Consider the following 20945-nt stretch of genomic DNA (forward strand, 5'->3'; position numbering starts at 1 on the left):
TCGCGCTCCACTTCATGAACAAAAAAAAGGAAACCGCCGCCGGCAGTTTCCTTAAGTCATCCGCGGGATCGGCAACAGCGCCGCTCCGCAACTCTATTCCTTTTTATGGATAAAACTCTTGATCATCCGAAGCCGGTCGTTCTCTGCCAAATTGTACTGCACATGGAAGCATCCGGGACATACATAAACGTTCAGATCGTACGGTGGCTGCAGAATGGGAGCTTGGATCAAGGGTGCGTGAACCGGCTGGAAGCCTTCTCCGCTCACGTGCTGCGTTCCTGCATGGAGCATATACTCTCGGCAATGCAGACACTCGGGTACTTCCTCTTGTTGGTCCAGGATCCCCTCCACCGTCTCCTCGAATGCAAAAAGATCGTGATCTTCCCCGTACTTATCCACGGTGCGAAGCGATGACAGCGATTCATGGTCGGAGCCCCAGATGCGATGAAGATCGCGCGCCTCCTCGTCGGAAGGCTCATAAGCCTCTTCATATTCCTCCACGACGTCCTCTTCATCTTCATCTTCATCTTGCAATGCGATATTCAATGTGCGGTAGCCTTTAAGCTCATTCGCGCAGTGAGGACAGGTATCCTCGGGACCTATCTCCTCATCCCATACAATCTCACTTTGGCACCATGGGCAAACCGTCGGTTCCATCGGTCATTCATCCCTTTCTTTATTCAAACGGCCATGAATGGCCCTGTTTACGTTATTTTTATTGAGACATTAAGTATACAATACCTGCCACGAAAAAAATCATGGCTGCCGCAAACAATATCCTCGGTAAATATTTCATCGTTCTTTTCCTCCCGAAGCCCTTAAGTAATGCTCGCTCCAATAATGTAAGACAAAGATACGGTGATAAGAAGCACGATCAGGCCCACTGCCCGATTATCCTTGCCAATCTCTTCATCGACCGAAAACACAGGCGTCAAGAATTCAAGCAGCCAATAAGCCAATAAAAGCAGTATAAACCCGAAGAACGACCATTTAATCATGCCGTAAATGGACGTATTAGCCGTGATGCTATACCGCATCACGTTACAAATGCCAAAGACCTTGCCGCCGGTCGCCATGGCCGCGGCAACATTTCCTTTGCGTATTTCATCCCAGCAATTGTACTTGGTAACCAATTCAAAGCAATACAAGTAAACAATAAGTGCAAGTATCGCAACCGAGAAATAGCCGACGAGCACCCCAAGCGGATGGGTCAGCAAATGATCAATCGCTTCCGTCATTCCCTTATTTCCTCCCTGATAAACGGGATGCGGCACCTTTCGCATCCCGTCGTTCTGAACCCTATTGATGATATGTTATACGATTGAAGGAGAAAACGGTTCCTGATTTCTTATTTCAACTCGGCAATCGTAACGCCATTGCCGCCTTCGCCGTAATTGCCTAAACGATGGCTCTTGACATGTTTGTGCTTGCGCAAATAATCCTGAATGCCGGTTCGCAAAATGCCGGTTCCCTTGCCGTGAATGATGTAGATCTGTCCCAGATTCCCCAAAAACGCCTCATCAATGAACCGGTCCACCTCGATCAACGCTTCTTCCAGGTTCGCTCCCCTTAAATCCAGCTCATTCCGGATGTTGGCATCGCGGGTTCGCTTCAGGACGGTGGCATGCTGTTTCGGTGCCTGCTTGGCATTGGCCGCCGGATTCGACAGCAGCTCCAAATCGTCCAGCGCGACCTTCATCTTCATAATGCCAAGCTGAACGACGGCTTCCTTCGAGCCGGACATCTCCACGACATGCCCCTTCTGATTCAGGCTGTATACCCGAACCTCATCCCCGGGCTCGATGCTGCGCTGCTGCTTCGCAGAACGCTGGCCGCCCGTTTTCTTGCCCTGCTGCGGCTCGGCGTCATCCAGGCGCTTTCTGGCCGCGATCAGCTTGTGCTCCTTAACGGAAGCCCCTTCCTCCTGGGCAATCTTGCGCAGGTCCGCAATGATTTCCTCGGCTTCGCTCCGCGCCTTGTCCACGATCTGTCTTGCTTCCGCCCGAGCCTTATCAAAGAGTTTGTCTTTCTGCTCCTCGAGCTTCTGAAGCTCCTGCTGGTGACGTTGACGCAGTTCCTCCATTTCCTTCCGGACCTGTTCCGCCTTCTCACGCTCCACTTCAGCGGTATGCCGGTTCTCCTCGAGGGACGCAATCATATGCTCCACCCGCTGATCCTCTTCCTTCACTTCCCCGCGGGCGAATTCCAGAATGGATCCCGGCAATCCCAGACGTTCTGCAATAGCAAACGCGTTACTTCTTCCAGGAACGCCCACCAGCAGCCGATAAGTCGGACTTAGGGTATTGATATCGAACTCCATGCTGGCATTGATCACGCCTTTGCGTTCATAGGCGTACGCCTTCAATTCGGAATAGTGCGTCGTCGCGATCATGCGGCAGCCCATGCGGTGGATATGCTCCAGAATGGAAATCGCCAGAGCCGAACCTTCCGCCGGGTCGGTCCCCGCCCCCACTTCATCGAGCAGGACCAGGCTCTTCGGCGTCATCTGGCTTAAGATGCGGATGATGTTGGTCATATGGCTGGAGAAGGTACTCAGGCTCTGCTCAATGCTTTGCTCATCGCCAATATCCGCGTAGATCGCATCGAACACGCACATCTGGCTGCCTTCTTCGGCCGGGATAAACAGTCCGGACATCGCCATCAGGTTTAATAAACCGATCGTTTTGAGCGTAACCGTCTTACCGCCGGTATTCGGGCCCGTGACGATGATGGAGGTATAGGAATTGCCCAATTCCACGTCCAGCGGCACGACCTGGTCCGTCGGTATGAGCGGATGTCTGCCTCTGCGCAGCTTAATATATCCTCTGTCGTTCATACGCGGGAGCGAAGCCTTCATCACATGAGCCAAACGGGCTTTGGCAAAAATAAAATCGAGCTGCCCGATCAGATCGACGTCGATGGACAGCAGTTCAGCCTGCTCGCCGACCTGGGCGGTCAGCTTCTGCAGAATCACTTCGATCTCCCGCTCTTCCCGCATCCGGGTCTCGCGCAGCTTGTTGTTCATCGCCACGATGGACTCCGGTTCGATGAACAGCGTCGCGCCCGAGCCGGACTGGTCGTGCACGATACCGCCGAAGTGGGAGCGATACTCCGCTTTGACGGGAATGACGAATCGGTCGCCGCGAATCGTAATCAGCTGGTCCTGCAGCATCTTCGCCACCGATTGCGAACGGATCATGGATTCCAGCTTCTCGCGGATGCGTACCTCTCCGCCTCGCAGCTCCCTCCGAATTTGCGACAGCTCCGCGCTTGCGGAGTCCAGCACCTCGGCCGTTTCATCGATGCAGAGCCGAATGGCATCCTCCAGCGGCTTCTGCTCCGAAATAAGATCGCTTAAATTAAAGAGAATATCAATCTTCTCATCCTCATGAATCGCAGCGATAAACCGTTTGATTCGTCGCGACCCGTGAATCGTGTTCGACGTGGCAAGCAATTCATGCGGATTCAGCGTGCCTCCGATTCGGGCCCGCTTCAAAGCATCGTTGATGTCGGTAATGCCGCGGAAGGACGGGTTGCCCTTAAGCCTGTCTACGGTGTAAGCCTGGTCGGTGGCCGCGAGCAGATCCTTCACGGCTTCGAGGTCGGTCTCTGGCATTAACCTTTCTGCCCTCAAACTTCCCATGGAGGTTTGGGTATATTGCGTCAATGTATTTAAAATTTTCCGGTATTCTAAAGTGTGCAAAATCTTGTCGTTCAAGAAGTTCACAACTCCTCTCAATCAATGCCTATATTATATCGAACGCCATGCGAAATCGCCATGGAATCCAAAATCCTTCCACACATAACCTTACGTCCGATTGAACAAAATAAATTCTGCGTAACATTCCAGTCTTATTCTAAGGAGGCAGGTACCATGCAATTTCTCGGGCATGTCGTTCGATTTATCGTAGCCGCGCTCGTCCTTATGGTCGTCGGATGGATCGTCCCTCAATTCTCCGTCGGCGGATTCGGAAGCGCCCTGCTGCTTGCACTCGTCATCGCCCTGTTTGGCTGGGCTATCGAGGGCATCTTCGGCAAAAAAGTCACGCCGTTTGGACGCGGCATCGTGGGCTTCATTGTGAGCGCGCTTGTCATTTACCTGGCCCAGTTCATCGTCGGAGGCGTTAGCGTCTCCATTCTGGGTGCTCTGCTTGCTGCACTGGTCATCGGGATCATCGATCTGTTCATTCCGATCTCCACCCCGTTTGAAGCAGGCAAAAACCGCAAAGAATAAGATAGAAGGCCGCCCGCTTCTGTCAAAGGATCCTGACGGAGTCCTGTTCCTGAACGATCCCGGTTCGCGGTTAAATCCATCGATGCATTCCCCACAACAGCCCCCTGTTGCTATATGACAGGGGGTTGTCCGTGTTCGAGCAAGTTCCCGTCCTCTGTGACTATGTTTCCCCTACATTATAACGTAAATCCATAAAATTCGTTGCAAACGCTTCACGTTCACCAATTTTTCATAACAGGCATGTGCGTCGACTCCCGTTCTGAGCTATCATAAAGATTGGAAATTAATTTTCACAATTATTTCATAGTCAGGAGAGATTATAGTGAAAAAAGGCATAGCACTACTTGTTTCATGTATGCTCCTTTTTGTATTGGCGGCCTGCGGCGGAAACCAACAAGAGTCCGAGGGCAATTCGGGGATCACGGATACCGGCGTAGCACCGGAAGCAGAACTCGTGATTAAAGGCTCCAACTTCCAATTTGACCAAGCCGAATATCACCTCAAAAAAGGGGTGCCCGTCAAGATTACTTACGAGAACGAAGACGGCAACCACGGCGTTATGATTCCTGCGCTTGGCCTGCAGCTGGACCGAAAGAACAACTCAACCGTCGTTACGCCTGACAAGGCAGGAGAATTCGAGGTTTCGTGTTCCATTATGTGCGGAGCCGGTCACAGCAAAATGATATCCAAACTGATCGTCGAAGAATAGCAGGGCTTGCTATGCAAAATGAAAACCTCCGGATCGCCAGAGTTTCCTCTCTCTGATCCGGAGGTTTTTTCAGGTTCACATCTTCGTCATGGCCTAACGCTGATCCTGCTCAATCAACTCGATCCATTCATTATATTCAACTTGGAGCTTCGCATACTCTTCCTTCAGCTTGCGGTGTTCTTCTTCAAGCTGCGCGGCTTGCTCCGCCTTCAATTCCTGTTCTGCCTGCAGCAGCCGATACTGGTGCATAACCAGCTCGTACTGTTCGCCAAGCTCGGAATACTGCTGTGCCGCTTCGCTTTTCTCGCCTTCCAGACGGTCGCAGACCTGACGCGCGGATGCAATCTCCTGCTGCCACGACTGAAGCTCTTCTTCCAGCGCAAGCTTGGTTCGTTTCCACTCATCGCGCTCTGCGGCCAGCTTCTCGCTGTCTGCAGCCAGCTGTTCCCGTTCCGCCATCCATTGCTGGTATTGGTCCTGCCAATGAACGGCGCGCTCTTCGGACTCCCTCAGCTGCTCGGCAAGTTCGCTTGCACGCTCTTCGCTGGCGGTCGCCTTCTTGCGAAGCTCATCGAGCTGATTCGACACCGTATCGTATTCTTCTTCCAGCATGGCGTAGAGTTTGCCGGTCTCTTCCTCGCGGATTCCCGCGTCCTGGGTGAGTTTCTCCAGCTCTTCGTTGCGGAGCTGGAGCTCCTTCAATTCCTCCTGGGCGCTTCGCCGCTCGGAAAGGATCCGGTCCGCTTCGTCCTTCATCACATGGATTTCATCCTGAAGCCCCTTCATTCCCTCTTCCAGGCTTTCGTTCAATTCCATCAGCTCGACGATTCTCATCTCGAGCTCGCCGGTCTCCTCCTTGCGCTGATCCGCCAGCGTCCGCCAGGATTGCAGCTCGCTGCTTAGACGCTGCAGCTCTTCCTGCTGCTTGCGGGAGGTCTGATTCGCATCCACCACAAGCTTTTGCAGACGTCTACGCTCTTCCTCCGACTTGCCGGATTCCTGCTTCAGTGCCTCGAGTTCCTTCGCCAGCCCTTCCGCCTTCGTACGGAAGGAACGCAATTCCTGCGAGGAAGCTTCAGCTTGCTGCTTGGACGAATGGAGCTCTTCCTTCAGCTTGTCCGATTCCGCTTTTACCGTGTTCAGTTCCTTCTCCGCGGTCGTTAACCGCGAGTGCAGCTGGCCGCCGCGATTGCGCTGCTCAGCAAGCTGTTTCTCCAGATCCTGCACGGTCTTCGAGTGCTGCTGCTCCAAATCCTGCAAGGTTTTCGAGTGCTCCAGCTTCAGATCCTGCACCGTCTTCGTGTACTTCTGCTCCAGATCCTGCACCGTCTTCGAATTCTGCTGCTTCAGATCCTGCACGGTCTTCGAGTGTTGCTGTTCTTTCAGAAGCGCCTCTTGTTTATAAGTGCTCTCCTGTTTCTTCAACTGCTCCGCCAGCTTCTCTTCAGCCTGCTTCGCTGAAGTCCGCAAACTCTGTTCCAGCTTCTCGACGGCCTGCTTATGCGTGAGCGCCGACTGTGAAATTTGCCCTTCATAACGGCGTTTCATATCTTCCATCGCCTGCTTGTGGCCGCTCTCCAGCTTCTCGCGCTGCTCCTTAAGACGCACCTCAAGCTGCTGCTTCTCCTTCAGAAGTTCCGCCACGCGGTCCGATTCCTTCTGGAGCAGCTCCTTCGTACGCTCCGACTCCGCCGTCAGGTTCTCCTTGGATTTCCTGTATTCTTCAGCCAGTGTTGTCTGCTCCGCCAGCTTGCGCTCCAGCTGCTCCAGCTGCTGACGATGTCTCTCCTGCTGCTCGATTTGAAGTCCCTGCACCTTGGCCAGTTCCGTTCTCAGCTCATTCCGCTCGGCCGTCATCTGCTTGGCCTCGTTCTGATACTCCAACTTCTGCAAAGCTTCTTCAGCCATATGTACCGCGGCAAGGACGGCAATGCGCGGGGTATCCAATCGGGAGTGCGCCTTGGAGATGGTACGCATGCGATCATCCACGTAATTGGCTACCTGTCTGGTATAATCACTGCTGTTTCCAACGAGTTTATAGGAAGTTCCGTAGATGTCTACGGTAACGCTTTTACGGTCAGATGTAGTCAAAATTGTGCCCTCCTTCTATTATGTGTAAATTCTATGATGTCTGAAATGGTCTATCCTCTGCATCCATTATATATGAGATAACATCTACAGACGAACCTCTAGAGTACAGACCGAAGTGTGGTATATGATAACACAGTTTTGTGCTTATAATTATGAACCCTGCGGGCCTTCCGATGCAAATCCCAGTTCAATTTAGAGCAAAAAAGCCCGCATCGAATCTCTGATGTAATGGATTCGATGCGGACGTTCACAATTCCTGCTATTTTCTTAATTCTGCGCCAAAAGTTTGCTGAAGGGCAGCGACTGCTTTTTCCGTAACCCCGGCAACCTCTTCATCGGTCAGCGTCCGCTCCTGATGGCGGTACGTCAAGGAGATCGCAACACTCTTCTTGCCTTCTCCCAGCTTGCTGCCCGTGAAGACGTCAAACACCTGAATCTGCTGCAGAAGCTCTCCGGCGTTCTCTCTGATGACTTGCATCAGGGAACCGGCTTCTACTTCCTCATTCACCACGATGGCAAGATCCCGCTCCATGCCCGGGAATCTAGGCAGATCGCGGTAAGCGACGCGGGCATTGGTCAGATCATAGAGCGGCTCAAGCAGGATCTCGGCGGCATAGGTATCTTCCAAATCCAGCTCCTGCTGCGTCTTTGGATGAATTTGTCCGAGCACCCCGAGCAGATGTTTGTTCTCGCCCTGACCTACGTAAACGGAAGCGGAACGTCCCGGATGGAAGCCTGCCGGCCCGTTCGCTTCGTAAGCAATGTCGTCAGCGCGAATGCCGAGATAATCGAGCACCGTTTCAAGCGCACCCTTCAAATCGAAGAAATCCACTTTGGCCGGCTGGACGTTCCACTGCTTGCTGCCTTTGCGTCCTGACAGCAGCAGACCGAGAACCGGACGCTCCTGCGGCTGCTTGGTCAACGTCTCCTCCTGCGTGTGGAACAGGTTCCCTATTTCAAACAGGGCCAGGTCCGGCTGCTTGCGGTTATGGTTATACACCGCGATATCCAGCAGCTGCGGCAGCAAGCTAGTACGCAGCACGCTGCGGTCCTCGCTCATCGGCATCGCCAGCTTAACCGCCTTCCCGCCTTCCGATAGGGAAGTGAACACTTCCGCTTGCTGCGGATGAATGAAGGAGTAACCCAGAACCTCCTGGAATCCGCTGTGCGTCAACAGACGGCGAAGCGAGCGGCGGATGGCCTGCGCTTCCGTCAACGAACCCGGCGTCGTCGGTCCTTCAATCGCCGTGGTCGGAATGTTGTCATAGCCATACAGGCGGGCAACCTCTTCGATCAGGTCTACATCGAGCGTAATATCGCCGCGGCGGGAAGGCACTTGGATATCCACCAATCCCTGGCCCGCATCCCCGCTAGGGAAATGCAGTCGGGAGAAGATCGTTTTGACCTCAAGCAAAGACAGCTCCGTGCCCAGATAACGATTGAGCTTCTCCAGCGACAACGTAATCACGGACGGCTCGGTATGCGCACTTCCTGCTTCGACGATTCCTTGATGCACGGACCCGCCGGCATATTTCGCCATCAGTGCAGCCGCTCGGTTCAAAGCAGGGATCACTGCGGCCGGATCCACTTCCTTCTCGAAGCGGGAGCTTGCCTCTGAGCGAAGTCCCAGCTGACGGGAGGTTTTGCGGACGGTGCCGCCATCGAATTTAGCGGACTCCAGGAAAATATTCACCGTTCCGTCCGTTACTTCGGAGTCCAGGCCGCCCATAACGCCAGCCAAGGCCACCGGTTTGCCGCCTGCCGTAATCACAAGCATATGCGGCTCCAGGCGCCGCTCCGCGCCATCCAGCGTCACCATCGTCTCGCCGGCCTCTGCCAAACGCACGTGAACCGCCCCGTCTTTCAGCTGATCCGCATCAAAAGCATGCAGCGGCTGGCCGTATTCCAGCATCACATAATTGGTAATATCCACGATGTTATTGATCGGACGCACGCCGGCTGCCATCAACCGGTTTTGCATCCACAGCGGGGAAGGAGCGATCGTTACCCCCGTGATATAGCGTGCAGCATAATGGCTGCACTGCTCATCCGCGCCGATCGTAACCGAGATATGATCGGCTGCTGCATCATGAACCTCCAGCATTTCCTTCTCCGGGTTCGGCAGGCTCAGCTCGCGGCCGAGGATGGCGCTCACTTCGTAAGCCGTGCCCAGCATGCTGAGGCAGTCGGAACGGTTCGGCGTCAGGTCCAGCTCCAGAATTTCATCGTTCAGGCCCAGCACATCCACAATCGGTTTGCCGATCTCCGTGTCAGCCGGGAGCACCAAAATCCCCTCCTGCAGCTCTTTGGGCAGCAGTTTGTCATTCATGCCCAGTTCCTTGGCTGAGCAAATCATGCCTTGGGACAGCACGCCGCGCAGCTTGGCTTTCTTGATATCCAGCCCGCCCGGCAGCTTCGCGCCCACAAGCGCTACCGGCACCTTCTGGCCAGCATCCACGTTTTTTGCTCCGCATACGATCTGGAGATCTTCTTCCTGGCCTGCATCGACGACGCACACGTTCAGCTTATCGGCATCGGGATGCTTCTCCTTGCTCTTGACGTAGCCTACGACCACGTTGTTAATGCCTTGATTCCGTTTCTCGATCACATCGATTTCAATGCCGGCCGATGTAATGCGGCTTGCCAAATCCTCTGAGGTTACGCCTTCGAGCGAAATATAATCGGACAACCAATCGGTTGAAACTCTCATTGTCTATTCACTTCCCTTTATCGTTAAAATTAGATCCGCGTGAACTGATTCAAGAATGCCGTATCGTTGTTGAAGAAGTGGCGGATGTCATCCACGCCGTATTTCAGCATGGCAATCCGCTCAACCCCCATACCGAAAGCAAATCCGCTGTACTTCTCAGGGTCATAGCCGCCCATTTCGAGCACCTTCGGATGAACCATGCCGCAGCCCAAAATCTCTAGCCAGCCCGTTTGCTTGCATACGCGGCAGCCGCTGCCGCCGCATTTGACGCAGGATACGTCCACTTCCGCGCTGGGCTCCGTGAATGGGAAGAAGCTTGGACGCAGACGGATCTGCGTGTTATCGCCGAACATTTCCTGAACGAATTGCAGCAGCGTCCCTTTCAAATCGCTCATGCGAATGTTCTCGCCGATCACGAGGCCCTCGATTTGATGGAACTGGAACGAATGGGTCGCGTCATCGTCGTCCCGGCGGAATACGCGTCCGGGACAGATGATTTTGACCGGCGCTTTTCCTTGCATCGACAGCATCGTCCGGGCTTGCACCGGGGAAGTCTGGGTCCGCATCAGCAGATCTTCCGTCAAATAGAAGGAATCCTGCATGTCGCGTGCCGGGTGGTTCTTCGGCAGATTGAGCGCCTCGAAATTGAAATAGTCCGTCTCCACCTCGGGTCCTTCCGCTACGCGGTATCCCATCCCGATGAAAATATCCTCGATATCCTGGATCACCTTGCTGAGCGGATGCACCGCACCTTGGCTGAGCTTGCGACCCGGAAGGGTCACGTCCACTTTCTCTGCGCGCAGACGCTCTTCGGTTTCCTGCTGCAGGAACGCTTCCTGCTTGCCGGAAATGACTTCCTCGATCGCGCCGCGAACGTCATTGGCCACCTGGCCGATAACGGGACGCTCCTCTGCGCTGAGTGCTCCCATGCCGCGCAGGATTTCCGTCAGGGCCCCTTTTTTGCCAAGGTATTTCACCCGCAAATCATTCAGCTGGTGCGGATCGTTAACATCCTGCAATTGCGCCAATGCTTCCTGCTTTAAAGCTTCCAATTTTTCCTTCATGGCTATTCGCACACCCCTTTGTAAACTCCATCATTGTTCTGAAAACAAAAAAGGCCTCTCCTCCCGAAAAGGGACGAAGAGACCGTGGTACCACCCTTGTTAACATGCATCATACTCTAACCAAGACGGTAAAAGCCTTGGGCACGAGTATGCCTCATCATGCTCACTTGACCGACGTAACGAATCGGACCCGTTATCCCCTACTCAACCGGCGGGCTGCCGTGTTCAGGGAACTGCTCCGGAGCGAACTTCACCAGCCTGATTCTTTGAGGGACACTCTCAATCCACGGCATCCCTTCCCTGTAAAGAGGCACTGGCTACTTTTCTCCATCCATGCATTTAGAACTTATGCAAATATATAGGGTTTATTATATGCAACCTTTCGGCATATGGCAAGTTTCATTTCCCCATTTTAACCTCATCGGACCGATTTTAATCGGGATCCTTGGGCTCAATCCGACAAAAGCCCGGCAAGCTCGGCCCGCAGCTCCCTAATTTCGGCAAGCCAGCTCGCCTCGTCCCCGGCCTCAAGTCCATCAGCGGATAACCCCAGCAATTCCTGAATCCGGTACTCAAGCGCCATTCGGCGATTGTCCTTCTCGGTATCTCCCTTGATCATCCCGGTTCGCGCAGCCTGTTCCTCCTCCTCGCCAACGCTTCCCTCGAACCATGCGGGAGCTTCCCCGGGCTTCAGCGTAAGCAGCCGGTTCGCGATTTTGCGCACCAGATACCGGTCATGCGATACAAGCGCGATTGCGCCCGGAAAGCTTACGAGCACCTGTTCAATCACCTCTCGGGTATCCACGTCCAGGTAATTCGAGGGTTCATCCAATACGAGGAGATGCGCCCCGCTGAAATACAGCTTGAGAAAAGCCGTTCTGCACTTCTCCCCCATGCTGAGCTGTCCCATCTTCTTAAACACGTCGTCTCTCCTGAAGAGAAACGAGCCCAGCAGGGTACGCGCACGGCTCTCCGTCATGCCGGGAATGACAAGAAGGCTGTCCAGCAGCGTGGTTTCCGGTTCAAGCCCCTCAAGCTCCTGCGAAAAATAGCCGATCTTGACGGAAGGATTCCGGGTAATCCGGCCCTCCTGCGGATCGATCTCCCCCAGCAGCAGCTTGAGCAGCGTCGTTTTTCCGCTTCCGTTGGGGCCTCTTACGGCCAGCCGGTCGCCGCGGTTCAAATAGAAGGTGAGCTTATTAAAAAGCTGTTGATCTCCGTATCCAAAACAGATGTCCTTCACTTGGACCAGGGTTCGGCCGCCGAATGTCTCCCCTTCCAGCTCCATGTTCAGCTTGGGCCCGCTGCGCGGCTTATCCACCCGCTCGGCTTCCAGCCGTTCCAGCGCTTTTTCCTTGGCATGGTATCTGGAGATGTTCTTCTTCGCTTTGGCCTTGTAGAAACTGGCGGTGATCTTGACTTCATTCACGTCCCCGGCAGCGTTATGCGCTTTATGGAACCATTCCTCGTATCTTCGGATCGACTCCTCAAGCGCCTTGCGGGCCAGCTCCTGCTTGCGATAAAGCGTCTCCTGCTCGCGCAGCTCGCGTTCCTTTTCGCGCCGGTAATCCGTGTATCCTCCCCGGTAACGCCGGAGTTCCTCCGACGTCAGCTCACAGACGGCGGTCGCCACCCGGTCAATGAATTCCCGATCATGGGATACAAACAGCACCGTTCCTTTATAGGTCGACACCAGCCACTGCTCCAGCCAGACCAGGCTTTCACTGTCCAGATGGTTCGTCGGCTCGTCAAGCAGCAGAAATTTCGGGGCCGACACCAGGAGCGCAGACAGCATCACCTTCGTCTTCTGGCCTCCGCTCAGCTCGCGATAGGACACCGGCCACACCTCCGGCCCGATGCCCAGCATCGTCATCGCTTTCTCCACCTCGGTCTCCCACTGGAAACCGTTCCGGGATTCATAACGCTCCAGCAGATTGCCATATAACTCAAGCAGCTGCTCCATTTCCGCAGCGCTGCCGCCGTTCATTCGCTGCTCGACTCCCGCAAGCCGAAGCTTCAGCTCCCATAACGTTGGATGACTGCGGCTGCGCACCGTATCGATCGCACTCATATCCCCTTCCTCCGGTTCATCCTGCTGTCTCAACCAGCCCCAGCGCTCTCTTGGAAGGATCGCCTCCACAACGCCGGAGGTCGGCTCAAGCTCACCGGCCAGGATGGAGAGGAGCGTTGTTTTGCCGGTACCGTTACGCCCATACAGCGCGATCCGCTCTCCTTCGGCCACTTCCAGCTGAATGCCTTCAAACAGCGGCTTTCCTTGAAGTTCCATGCTTATATCTTTCGCTTTTAGAATCATTGTCATATCGCCTCATCCTCTCTCTGTGAAAAACATCAAAAACCGCAGGCGATGGCCTGCGGCGGTTGTTATGAGAGAGGATTCGTTTGGATCTGAATAACGGGACGAATGCGCGCCACTGCTCAATTCTTCGGCTGTTCATTCCAGGCCAGCCCTGACGGGTATTGAAAGGGCCTTACCCTTCGCCCGTCAACAAAAGCAGCAATCCGTTCCGTATATGTGATTGGAATTGTATCAGAGTACCGTTTCCGACATAACAAAAAGAGGCACCCCAGTCACATTGTTCAGACACGCCAAATCTCTCCCTCTACCGCCGTAGAGAAACGCCTGCAAAACTACATGCAGTTGTTTTAGAGAAAAGGGTGTCTTACTTCATTGGACTAGGTTACCTCGCATTCTTGGAATGAAATTATGGCCATTATAACAGATATTTCTAAAATGTAAAAGGGCTATCTGCGGAGCCTGCATCCTATAACAGCCAGAGATCCTTGATATCTCAAGGATTTACTACTTTGCCCCGTCTAAGATAACAAGCAGCTTTTGCAGCCTGAAGCAACAAAAAAACCCTTGATACCAAGGGTTTCTGTCTAACTATAAGCGGGTGATGGGAATCGAACCCACGCTACCAGCTTGGAAGGCTGGAGTTCTACCATTGAACTACACCCGCATATCCACCTACAAAAGTGACGCTATGCTTTGGAGCATATGCCGATTACTATTTGCGAGGTCCTAAATCATAAGCGAATCGGGACGACACGATTTGAACATGCGACCCCCTGGTCCCAAACCAGGTGCTCTACCAAGCTGAGCTACGTCCCGATAATCAACATTTTGTCTTTTGAAGACAAAAATAAATATACCATGCGTGACACGCAATTTCAACATGTATTTTATGGAAAATGTATCATAGGCACTAGAAAGCAAGCAGCACCCTTCCGAATGGGGAAAGATGCTGCTCTTTCATACACTGATATAAGATGCAAGGACGCGCCCTAGCCATCCTTACTTCTTTTTGTCGAACGTCACTTCCGGCGTCGTCAATTTATCGTAAAAATCCACGATTTTGTCTTTATCGTCCGAAGCACGAAGTGCCATAGCGGAGCGCGGATGTTCGTCCAGGGTGCCTGTAATCATGTAGGGCATGATGTAACCCCACTCCTCTTTTTCGCGAAGAGGGATCATGAAGCGCTCAATAATGTCCAGTACCGGGCGCAGCTCGTACTTCGTGCCTTTCAAGTGGGTAACCAAAAGCTCGGTCGGACAGTTGCCGGCTGCGCGGCCCATGCCGTACACGGACGCATCCAGAAGCTCAACGCCGAGGTCGGCGGCTACCAGCGTGTTGGAGAACGCCAGCTGCATATTGTTATGGGTATGAACGCCAAGACGTTTGTTCGGCAGATGCGTCTTGAACTTATTTACCAGGTATTCCATGTCTTTATGATCCAGGCTTCCGTAAGAATCGACGATGTACACCACATCCACGACGCTCTCCCTGATCATCTCAAAGGCTTCCAGCAGCTCATTCTCCATCACGTTGGAGAGGGCCATAATGTTCAGCGTCGTCTCGTAACCGCGATCATGGAAGGTCTGAACCAGCGCAAGCGCCTTATCTACGTCTTTGATGTAACATGCAACGCGGATGAGATCCAGCAGGCTCTCCTCGCGCGGCAAAATATCATCCTCATCCACCCGGCCGATATCGACCAGTGCGGACAGTTTGGTTTTACCTTTATGGGGAATAACTTCTCGAAGGAATTCATCATCCAAAAAACGCCAAGGGCCGGCTTGATCAGCGCCTTTTAGCAGCTTAGGCGAATTTTTATAACCGATTTCCATATAGTCCACGCCAGCCTCATTCAGGCCTGCATATAAATTTTGCACGAATTCTACGCTAAAATCCCAGTTGTTCACCAGTCCGCCATCGCGAATGGTACAGTCTACAATCTTTGTCTGACTACTCTTAATCATTCTAAGCTAAACTCCTCTCGGCAATTTTCTCTTCATCATACTTGAATGCCGGTTGAAAAGTAAAGCATAACATGTGCATCAATCCTTGACGGCCTCGGCCTCTCGGAGTATCCAGTCGCTGATGGTTCGGACGAGCACGCCGGTTGCCCCTCTGGGATCCACTCCCCGCTCCTTGGACAAGTAAGCCGTACCTGCAATGTCGAAATGAACCCAAGGCAGCCCGTCAGCAAACGTGCCCACAAAAAGACCGCCCGTGATCGTCCCGCCTTCTCGCCCGGTTTGATTTCGCAAATCCGCCACCTCGCTCTTCAATTTATCCCAAAACTCCGGATAGGATGGGAGCGGCCATATTTTTTCGCCGGCCCTACGGGAAGAAGCGATAAGCTCCTGCAAAAAGGTTTCGTCATTGGTTACGGCGCCGGTGGCAATATCCCCAAGCGCCGAAACGACGGCTCCGGTCAACGTGGCCACATCAATCAGGCGCGAAGCGCCGAGCTGCTTGGCATGGGTTACGCCATCCGCGAGCACGATGCGGCCCTCGGCATCCGTGTTCAGCACTTCGACGGTACGGCCGCTCAGCGTCGTCACGATATCGCCGGGTTTAAAGGCGCCGCCGCTCATCACGTTCTCCGCAGACGGGATCACCATCACGACATTCGCCTTGGGACGAATACGCCCGAGAGCCTCCATAACTCCAAGCACTGTAGCCGCCCCGCCCATATCGCTGATCATATCCTCCATTCCGGCTGCCCTCTTCAGCGAAACGCCGCCGGTATCAAACGTGATCCCCTTGCCGACCAGGCCGATCACATCGTCCCATGTCTCCCGTCCCTGATAACGGATCGTAATCATGCGCGGCGGATGTATGCTGCCTTTCCCTACGGCCAAGAGGCCGCCCATTCCTTTCTCGACCATAGCTTCCTCATCCAGGACCTGTGCTTCGAAGCCGTACCGCTTCGCCAGCTGAAGCGCCTTCTGGGCCAAGTCTTCCGGTAACAGTTTATTGCCGGGAAGGTTCGTCAAATCTCGTGCCAGGCAGGTTGCTTCTCCAATCGCTTGGCCGAGCGACATGCCTTCCTTCCACGCGGCTTCATATTCCGCTTCCGCATTTCCTTCTATATAATAGAGGATTTCTTCTAAATCCGTATGTTCGGAAGCATCGCGTTTATAATGCGGTTTCCGGTAGCTTCCCAGTATAAAACCTTCGGTTAAAGCCTGAGCAGCGTCGCGGGGCGTCTGTTCGGCGGTGAAGCTGACCATCGTATGCGGAATTTGAATGGCCGCGCTGCGTATTCCCGATTTTACGGCCGCCTTCGCCGCTTGAGCTGCAACCAAACGCAGCTGCTCGGATGTCAGGATACCTTCGGGACGGCCTACCCATATTAACAGGCGCGATCCGCTCGAAATGCTCTCCGGCCATACGAATGACCGGTTGGCGGTGCCGTCGAACAGCCGGTTCTCCGCTAACTGCTTTAATAACGGGTCCCAGGCCGGGGAAATGCCGCCCTCCTTCGCTTGTTTTTTAGTAACGGGAACGATGATGGCATCCGCTTGTACTTGCCCGGCTGTTAAATTGCTTTCAAATGTCCATTTCATGTCTCTTCTCCTCCTAAAAAAGAAAAAGCCATTCCATTGGAACAGCTGCTCTTGTATTCAAATCGGTTGCATATCCTCTTAGACTTCCGACACGTCCAGCTTGGGAAACGTGATCACAAACTCGGTCCCGGCCCCAACCTGGCTATCCACGGCAATGGTGCCGCCATGGTTTCGGATGATGCTGTAGCTCACGGACAAACCAAGTCCCGTCCCGCTCTCTTTCGTCGTAAAAAAGGGATTAAAGAGGTGGTTCAGCGTATTCTGATCCATGCCGCCCCCGTTATCCGAAATGCAAATGTTAATATGTTTCCCCGTGTCACGGGCTGAAATATCAATCATCCCGGTAATGTTCTCGTCATGATGCTCATTTATGGCGTCGAGGGCATTTTTAATAATATTCAGAATCACCTGTTTGATCTGCTTGACATCAACGGAAATAAACGCAGGTGGGGTCTTATCGGTATGCAAATTGATCTGGCATCCCTTCATCAAGGCTTCGCTCTCTGTTAATAGAACAACTTCCTTCAATAATGAGGATACGGATACAATCTTGGTCTCTGGAGCCGAGGGTTTGGAGGAATTGAGAAATTCGTATATAATATCGTTTGCGCGATCGATCTCCGTTAGTATGATTCTGGCATACTCGTCCTTTCCCAAACTTACGAGATGCGGACGCAGCAACTGGATAAAGCCTCGAATGGATGTCAGCGGGTTTCGGATTTCATGGGCAATGGAAGCCGAGATTTTTCCCAGCATGGCCAGTTTATCGTTCTGATAAGCGGTTTGCTCAATTCGTTTGAAATCCGATACATCCTTCACGCTGATCAGGAAATCGCCTTCCATTTGGTCCCCATACGTCATCGTGATCAGCCACGATCTGCCGAATTCATCAACCAATTCATGGAATCTTCGGCGATGGAATACCGTTTCCCGAAAAATGCGAAGTATTTTTTTCTTCTTGAATCTGGAGAGCTGGGGATGACGCAATAGCTGGGTCAGCGTACAGCCTGTCAGCGATTTACGGGATACGCCTAACAGTTTTGCCATCTGCACGTTAACAAATGCCAACACTCCATCACTATCAAAGAGGATAATCCCGCTGTCGAGATTCTCCAGTATGTTCTCATACTTGTTCCTAATAAGCTGACTGGAATGAAATGAACGAATTGCCTGCAGCTCAGATTCACGGATTTGACTCAACAAGATGGCTCCCCCTTTTCTTGAAAAGTTGAACTCACCAAACCGACAAAAAACATGCGAAAAAAATGAGCTTGTCCGCCTCTGAATCAGAAGCAGCCCGAATCTGCTTCCTTCCATGATAGTCATCGAAACAAAGAAACGTCAATCAGAAATCCTGTCGAAAAATGGATAATTGCATAAAAATACCATTGTCATTACTTATGTACTTTGGTTTATGTAATTGATATAACACCCGTCATTGCACAGCTAATGTAAATGATTACCCAAATCCGCCTGATTTGAAACATTAAAAAAGCCCCGGGCATTCACGAGGCTTTATTAATCCTAATTAAGGCTGCTTTTGGAGTCGGAGCCTGCGCTGGCTCATCACGGCAAGCCGTCTTTTCAGTTCGCCCTGCCACTTCTCGTCCTCCATCCATTTGGCAACCACCAGGAGATCCAGCGACATATCAATCTGACTCTGAACAACCGTGAGCGGATCCTCCGACTCCCGATTGACCACATTCTCAAAAATGGCATCCTCATCTTCCATCACGTAATCCTGAAAATCCACTTGGGATGCACCGTCACCATGGGCATATTCAGCCAATATCTCATACTCATTCTCAACCCGATGATGAACCTCGACGCGATGGCAGACCGGACAAGACAGTAGGGGAACATTATGTACTTGAGTGCGATAATGCTTCAGTGTACCCTTTGTACCCATCATACTAGCCCCACAGCAAAAACTCATATCGTTCACCCTCCTTGTGTGGATTCTCAATCGTTTCAATATTGTATTCGCTTTCAGGCAGGCTAATTCCTTCATGAAAAAAACCTTGATTTAAAATTTTGGCATGATTTCCTAATCATAAGCCGGCCAACCTATTTATTTAATTATATATTAACGCAAGCGCGGTTTCCTAAACAAAAGTCTTCCCCTATTTCATCCAATAAAACCAAGAGTGAAAAAACCCCCATTACCTGGACGTAATGTCAGGTAATGAGGGTTGCTATTCATGAAATGGAATTACAGGTTGCTGTCGCCCGGCTTCCAGTTCATTGCGCACAATCCGCCGGATTGCAGTGCTTGAAGAACGCGAAGCGTTTCTTCTACGCTGCGGCCAACGTCGTTATGGTTAACAACTTGATATTTCAATTCGCCTTCTGGATCGATGATGTACAGGCCGCGCAGAGCAACGCCTTCTTCTTCGATCAGAACGCCGTAGTCTCTAGCTACGTTCTTGGTGATGTCGGAAGCCAGCGGGAAGTTCAATGCTCCCAGACCGTTAGCTTCTTTAGCTGTGTTGATCCAAGCTTTGTGGCTGTGAATCGAGTCAACGCTCACACCCAGGATTTCCGTATCCAATGCTTTGAATTGATCGTAAGCATCGCTGAGAGCCGTGATTTCAGTTGGGCATACAAAAGTGAAATCCAGCGGATAGAAGAAGAATACGAGCCATTTGCCGCGGTAGTCGGACAGGCTGACTTTGCCAAAATCTTTACCGTCACCTGATACAGTTTCCATTGTGAAATCAGGAGCCGCTTTACCAACCAAACGTTCTGCCATGATTGAATTCCTCCTTAACATATGTAAGAAAATACGTGTATTTTCTACATGGTATGTTCTATGAACATTTAATAGAAATGTTATCATCGAGGCTAATCAAAGTCAAGATTGTAGACGTTACTTTATTATAATTATTATAAATAAGAAGTTTTCTTGAACGTACGCTTCTTCTATTAACGGATAGCCGCGGCAATCAAATCGCCCATCTCCGTGGTGCTGAGCGCCTTGCTCTTATCAACGGCAATGTCTGCCGTCCGGTGTCCGGCATCAAGCACCTCGGCAACTGCGCGTTCAATGGCGTCAGCCGCATCCTCGTATCCGAACGTGAGGCGATACATAAGCGCTACGGAAAGAATCGTTGCGATCGGGTTCGCCAAGCCTTGGCCGGCAATGTCCGGAGCCGAACCGTGTACCGGCTCGTACAGACCGAAAGCTCCTTCGCCCATGGATGCGGATGCCAGCATGCCGATGGATCCTGTCAGCATGGCTGCTTCGTCGCTCAGAATGTCACCGAACATATTCTCGGTTACGATGACATCAAAGCTGGACGGGCGGCGCAGAAGCTGCATCGCGCAGTTGTCTACCAGCACGTGCTCCAGCTCGACGTCCGGGTATTCAGGGGCGATGCGGTTTACGGTTTCGCGCCACAAGCGGGACGTTTCCAGCACGTTCGCTTTATCGACGGAAGCCAGCTTCTTCCGGCGCTTCTGTGCAATCTCGAAGGCTTGATGCACGATGCGCTCTACCTCGGCGGTATTGTATACGCAGGTATCTACCGCTTCTTCTCCGCCTGCACCTTCGCGTCTGAACTTCTCGCCGAAGTATATGCCTCCCGTCAGTTCACGAACAACCATCAAGTCGGTTCCTTCCAGAACCTCGGGCTTCAGTGTGGATGCATCCTTCAAGCAGTCAAAAATGACGGCCGGACGCAGGTTCGAGAACAGGCCAAGCTCTTTGCGGATGCCGAGCAATCCGGTTTCCGGGCGAAGCTCCTTCGCGTTGTTGTCCCATTTCGGTCCGCCTACCGCACCAAGCAATACCGCATCGGCGCTTTTGCATACGCTCAGCGTTTCTTCCGGGAGCGGCGTTCCTTTCTCGTCGATCGCAATGCCGCCAAACAACGCATGTTCCGTCGTGAATGAAAGTCCGAATACCTCTTCGGTACGTTTAATGATTTTCTCCGCTTCCGCCACTACCTCAGGACCGATGCCGTCTCCCGCGATTACCGCGATTTTTTTCGTTTCTGCCATCCTTCGTCACTCCTTATTTATATATACACTGGTCGTATTTAATCATCTAGTTACTGTTGTAACATACTTCCCCCTCGATTGACCAAGATATAGAAACTATGAACTTAATTCGTTTTGCCTATAAGTAGGGGGAATGTGATCAGGGAGACGGCGTCAAAGAAGTTGTACAGAAGCTCGAAGAGCTAATTTCGCGAGAGCGACTTAATGCGAGTAAGACTTTATGCGAGAGCAGCTTAGCAAGAGCAGTTTATGCAAGG

The 20945-nt window shown here is 52.4% G+C and carries 15 protein-coding genes and 2 tRNA genes; 2 read left to right on the plus strand and 15 right to left on the minus strand.

Annotated features, from left to right (window positions below; translation table 11 throughout):
- Positions 1-93: 93 nt before the first annotated feature.
- From MHH82_RS25855 to MHH82_RS25865, 3 genes are all read right to left on the minus strand, one after another.
- Positions 94-657 carry a hypothetical protein gene (locus MHH82_RS25855; protein ID WP_015737139.1) on the minus strand — a complete coding sequence of 188 codons (564 nt, stop codon included), beginning with the start codon at positions 655-657 and terminating at the stop codon, positions 94-96.
- Positions 658-818: 161 nt separating this feature from the next.
- Positions 819-1238, minus strand: a complete 420-nt coding sequence (locus MHH82_RS25860; RefSeq protein WP_009590305.1) for a DUF350 domain-containing protein — start codon at positions 1236-1238, stop codon at positions 819-821.
- Positions 1239-1348: 110 nt separating this feature from the next.
- A complete protein-coding gene (locus MHH82_RS25865) occupies positions 1349-3718 on the minus strand; it encodes an endonuclease MutS2 (protein ID WP_340968488.1) in 2370 nt (789 codons plus the stop codon).
- A 156-nt stretch (positions 3719-3874) separates the two neighbouring features.
- On the opposite strand from MHH82_RS25865, the gene MHH82_RS25870 reads away from it, so the two are divergent.
- Together MHH82_RS25870 and MHH82_RS25875 are read left to right on the plus strand one after the other, a co-directional pair.
- Positions 3875-4234 (plus strand): phage holin family protein, encoded by a 360-nt coding sequence (locus MHH82_RS25870; RefSeq protein WP_015737141.1) that lies wholly within the window; start codon positions 3875-3877, stop codon positions 4232-4234.
- A gap of 322 nt (positions 4235-4556) precedes the next feature.
- Entirely contained in the window at positions 4557-4943 is a 387-nt protein-coding gene (locus MHH82_RS25875; protein WP_009593061.1) for a cytochrome c oxidase subunit II, read from the plus strand.
- Positions 4944-5036: 93 nt separating this feature from the next.
- On the opposite strand, the gene zapA is transcribed toward MHH82_RS25875, so the two are convergent.
- The 12 genes from zapA to leuB form a co-directional block, all read right to left on the minus strand.
- A complete protein-coding gene (gene zapA / locus MHH82_RS25880; protein WP_340968491.1) occupies positions 5037-7034 on the minus strand; it encodes a cell division protein ZapA in 1998 nt (665 codons plus the stop codon).
- 259 nt (positions 7035-7293) lie between these two features.
- Complete coding sequence (gene pheT / locus MHH82_RS25885; RefSeq protein ID WP_145040500.1) at positions 7294-9744, minus strand: phenylalanine--tRNA ligase subunit beta; 2451 nt, start codon at positions 9742-9744, stop codon at positions 7294-7296.
- Between the two features lie 29 nt (positions 9745-9773).
- On the minus strand, positions 9774-10808 hold the full coding sequence (gene pheS / locus MHH82_RS25890; protein WP_340968494.1) for a phenylalanine--tRNA ligase subunit alpha: 1035 nt from the start codon (positions 10806-10808) through the stop codon (positions 9774-9776).
- 451 nt (positions 10809-11259) lie between these two features.
- Positions 11260-13128 (minus strand): ribosomal protection-like ABC-F family protein, encoded by a 1869-nt coding sequence (gene abc-f / locus MHH82_RS25895; protein ID WP_340968496.1) that lies wholly within the window; start codon positions 13126-13128, stop codon positions 11260-11262.
- A gap of 590 nt (positions 13129-13718) precedes the next feature.
- A tRNA-Gly gene (locus MHH82_RS25900) sits at positions 13719-13789 on the minus strand.
- Positions 13790-13867: 78 nt separating this feature from the next.
- A tRNA-Pro gene (locus MHH82_RS25905) sits at positions 13868-13941 on the minus strand.
- Between the two features lie 183 nt (positions 13942-14124).
- Positions 14125-15090 carry an aldolase catalytic domain-containing protein gene (locus MHH82_RS25910; RefSeq protein WP_009593056.1) on the minus strand — a complete coding sequence of 322 codons (966 nt, stop codon included), beginning with the start codon at positions 15088-15090 and terminating at the stop codon, positions 14125-14127.
- A gap of 78 nt (positions 15091-15168) precedes the next feature.
- On the minus strand, positions 15169-16686 hold the full coding sequence (locus tag MHH82_RS25915; protein WP_340968499.1) for a leucyl aminopeptidase: 1518 nt from the start codon (positions 16684-16686) through the stop codon (positions 15169-15171).
- Positions 16687-16764: 78 nt separating this feature from the next.
- On the minus strand, positions 16765-17889 hold the full coding sequence (locus MHH82_RS25920) for an ATP-binding protein (RefSeq protein ID WP_009593063.1): 1125 nt from the start codon (positions 17887-17889) through the stop codon (positions 16765-16767).
- Positions 17890-18214: 325 nt separating this feature from the next.
- Positions 18215-18622, minus strand: coding sequence for a hypothetical protein (locus MHH82_RS25925; protein WP_015737147.1), 408 nt, complete (start codon positions 18620-18622; stop codon positions 18215-18217).
- A gap of 276 nt (positions 18623-18898) precedes the next feature.
- Positions 18899-19438 carry a peroxiredoxin gene (locus MHH82_RS25930; protein WP_009593058.1) on the minus strand — a complete coding sequence of 180 codons (540 nt, stop codon included), beginning with the start codon at positions 19436-19438 and terminating at the stop codon, positions 18899-18901.
- 173 nt (positions 19439-19611) lie between these two features.
- On the minus strand, positions 19612-20688 hold the full coding sequence (gene leuB, locus MHH82_RS25935; protein WP_015737148.1) for a 3-isopropylmalate dehydrogenase: 1077 nt from the start codon (positions 20686-20688) through the stop codon (positions 19612-19614).
- Positions 20689-20945 lie beyond the last annotated feature (257 nt).

The organism is Bacillus sp. FSL K6-6540, from assembly GCF_038007545.1.

Bases quoted from the DNA above. Each gene is read 5' to 3' on its own strand.
- MHH82_RS25915 (WP_340968499.1), bottom strand. From the start codon at position 16,686: ATGAAATGGACATTTGAAAGCAATTTAACAGCCGGGCAAGTACAAGCG.
- pheS (WP_340968494.1), bottom strand. From the start codon at position 10,808: ATGAAGGAAAAATTGGAAGCTTTAAAGCAGGAAGCATTGGCGCAATTG.
- MHH82_RS25860 (WP_009590305.1), bottom strand. From the start codon at position 1,238: ATGACGGAAGCGATTGATCATTTGCTGACCCATCCGCTTGGGGTGCTC.
- abc-f (WP_340968496.1), bottom strand. From the start codon at position 13,128: ATGACAATGATTCTAAAAGCGAAAGATATAAGCATGGAACTTCAAGGA.
- MHH82_RS25855 (WP_015737139.1), bottom strand. From the start codon at position 657: ATGGAACCGACGGTTTGCCCATGGTGCCAAAGTGAGATTGTATGGGAT.
- pheT (WP_145040500.1), bottom strand. From the start codon at position 9,744: ATGAGAGTTTCAACCGATTGGTTGTCCGATTATATTTCGCTCGAAGGC.
- MHH82_RS25930 (WP_009593058.1), bottom strand. From the start codon at position 19,438: ATGGCAGAACGTTTGGTTGGTAAAGCGGCTCCTGATTTCACAATGGAA.
- MHH82_RS25925 (WP_015737147.1), bottom strand. From the start codon at position 18,622: ATGAGTTTTTGCTGTGGGGCTAGTATGATGGGTACAAAGGGTACACTG.
- leuB (WP_015737148.1), bottom strand. From the start codon at position 20,688: ATGGCAGAAACGAAAAAAATCGCGGTAATCGCGGGAGACGGCATCGGT.
- MHH82_RS25910 (WP_009593056.1), bottom strand. From the start codon at position 15,090: ATGATTAAGAGTAGTCAGACAAAGATTGTAGACTGTACCATTCGCGAT.
- MHH82_RS25870 (WP_015737141.1), top strand. From the start codon at position 3,875: ATGCAATTTCTCGGGCATGTCGTTCGATTTATCGTAGCCGCGCTCGTC.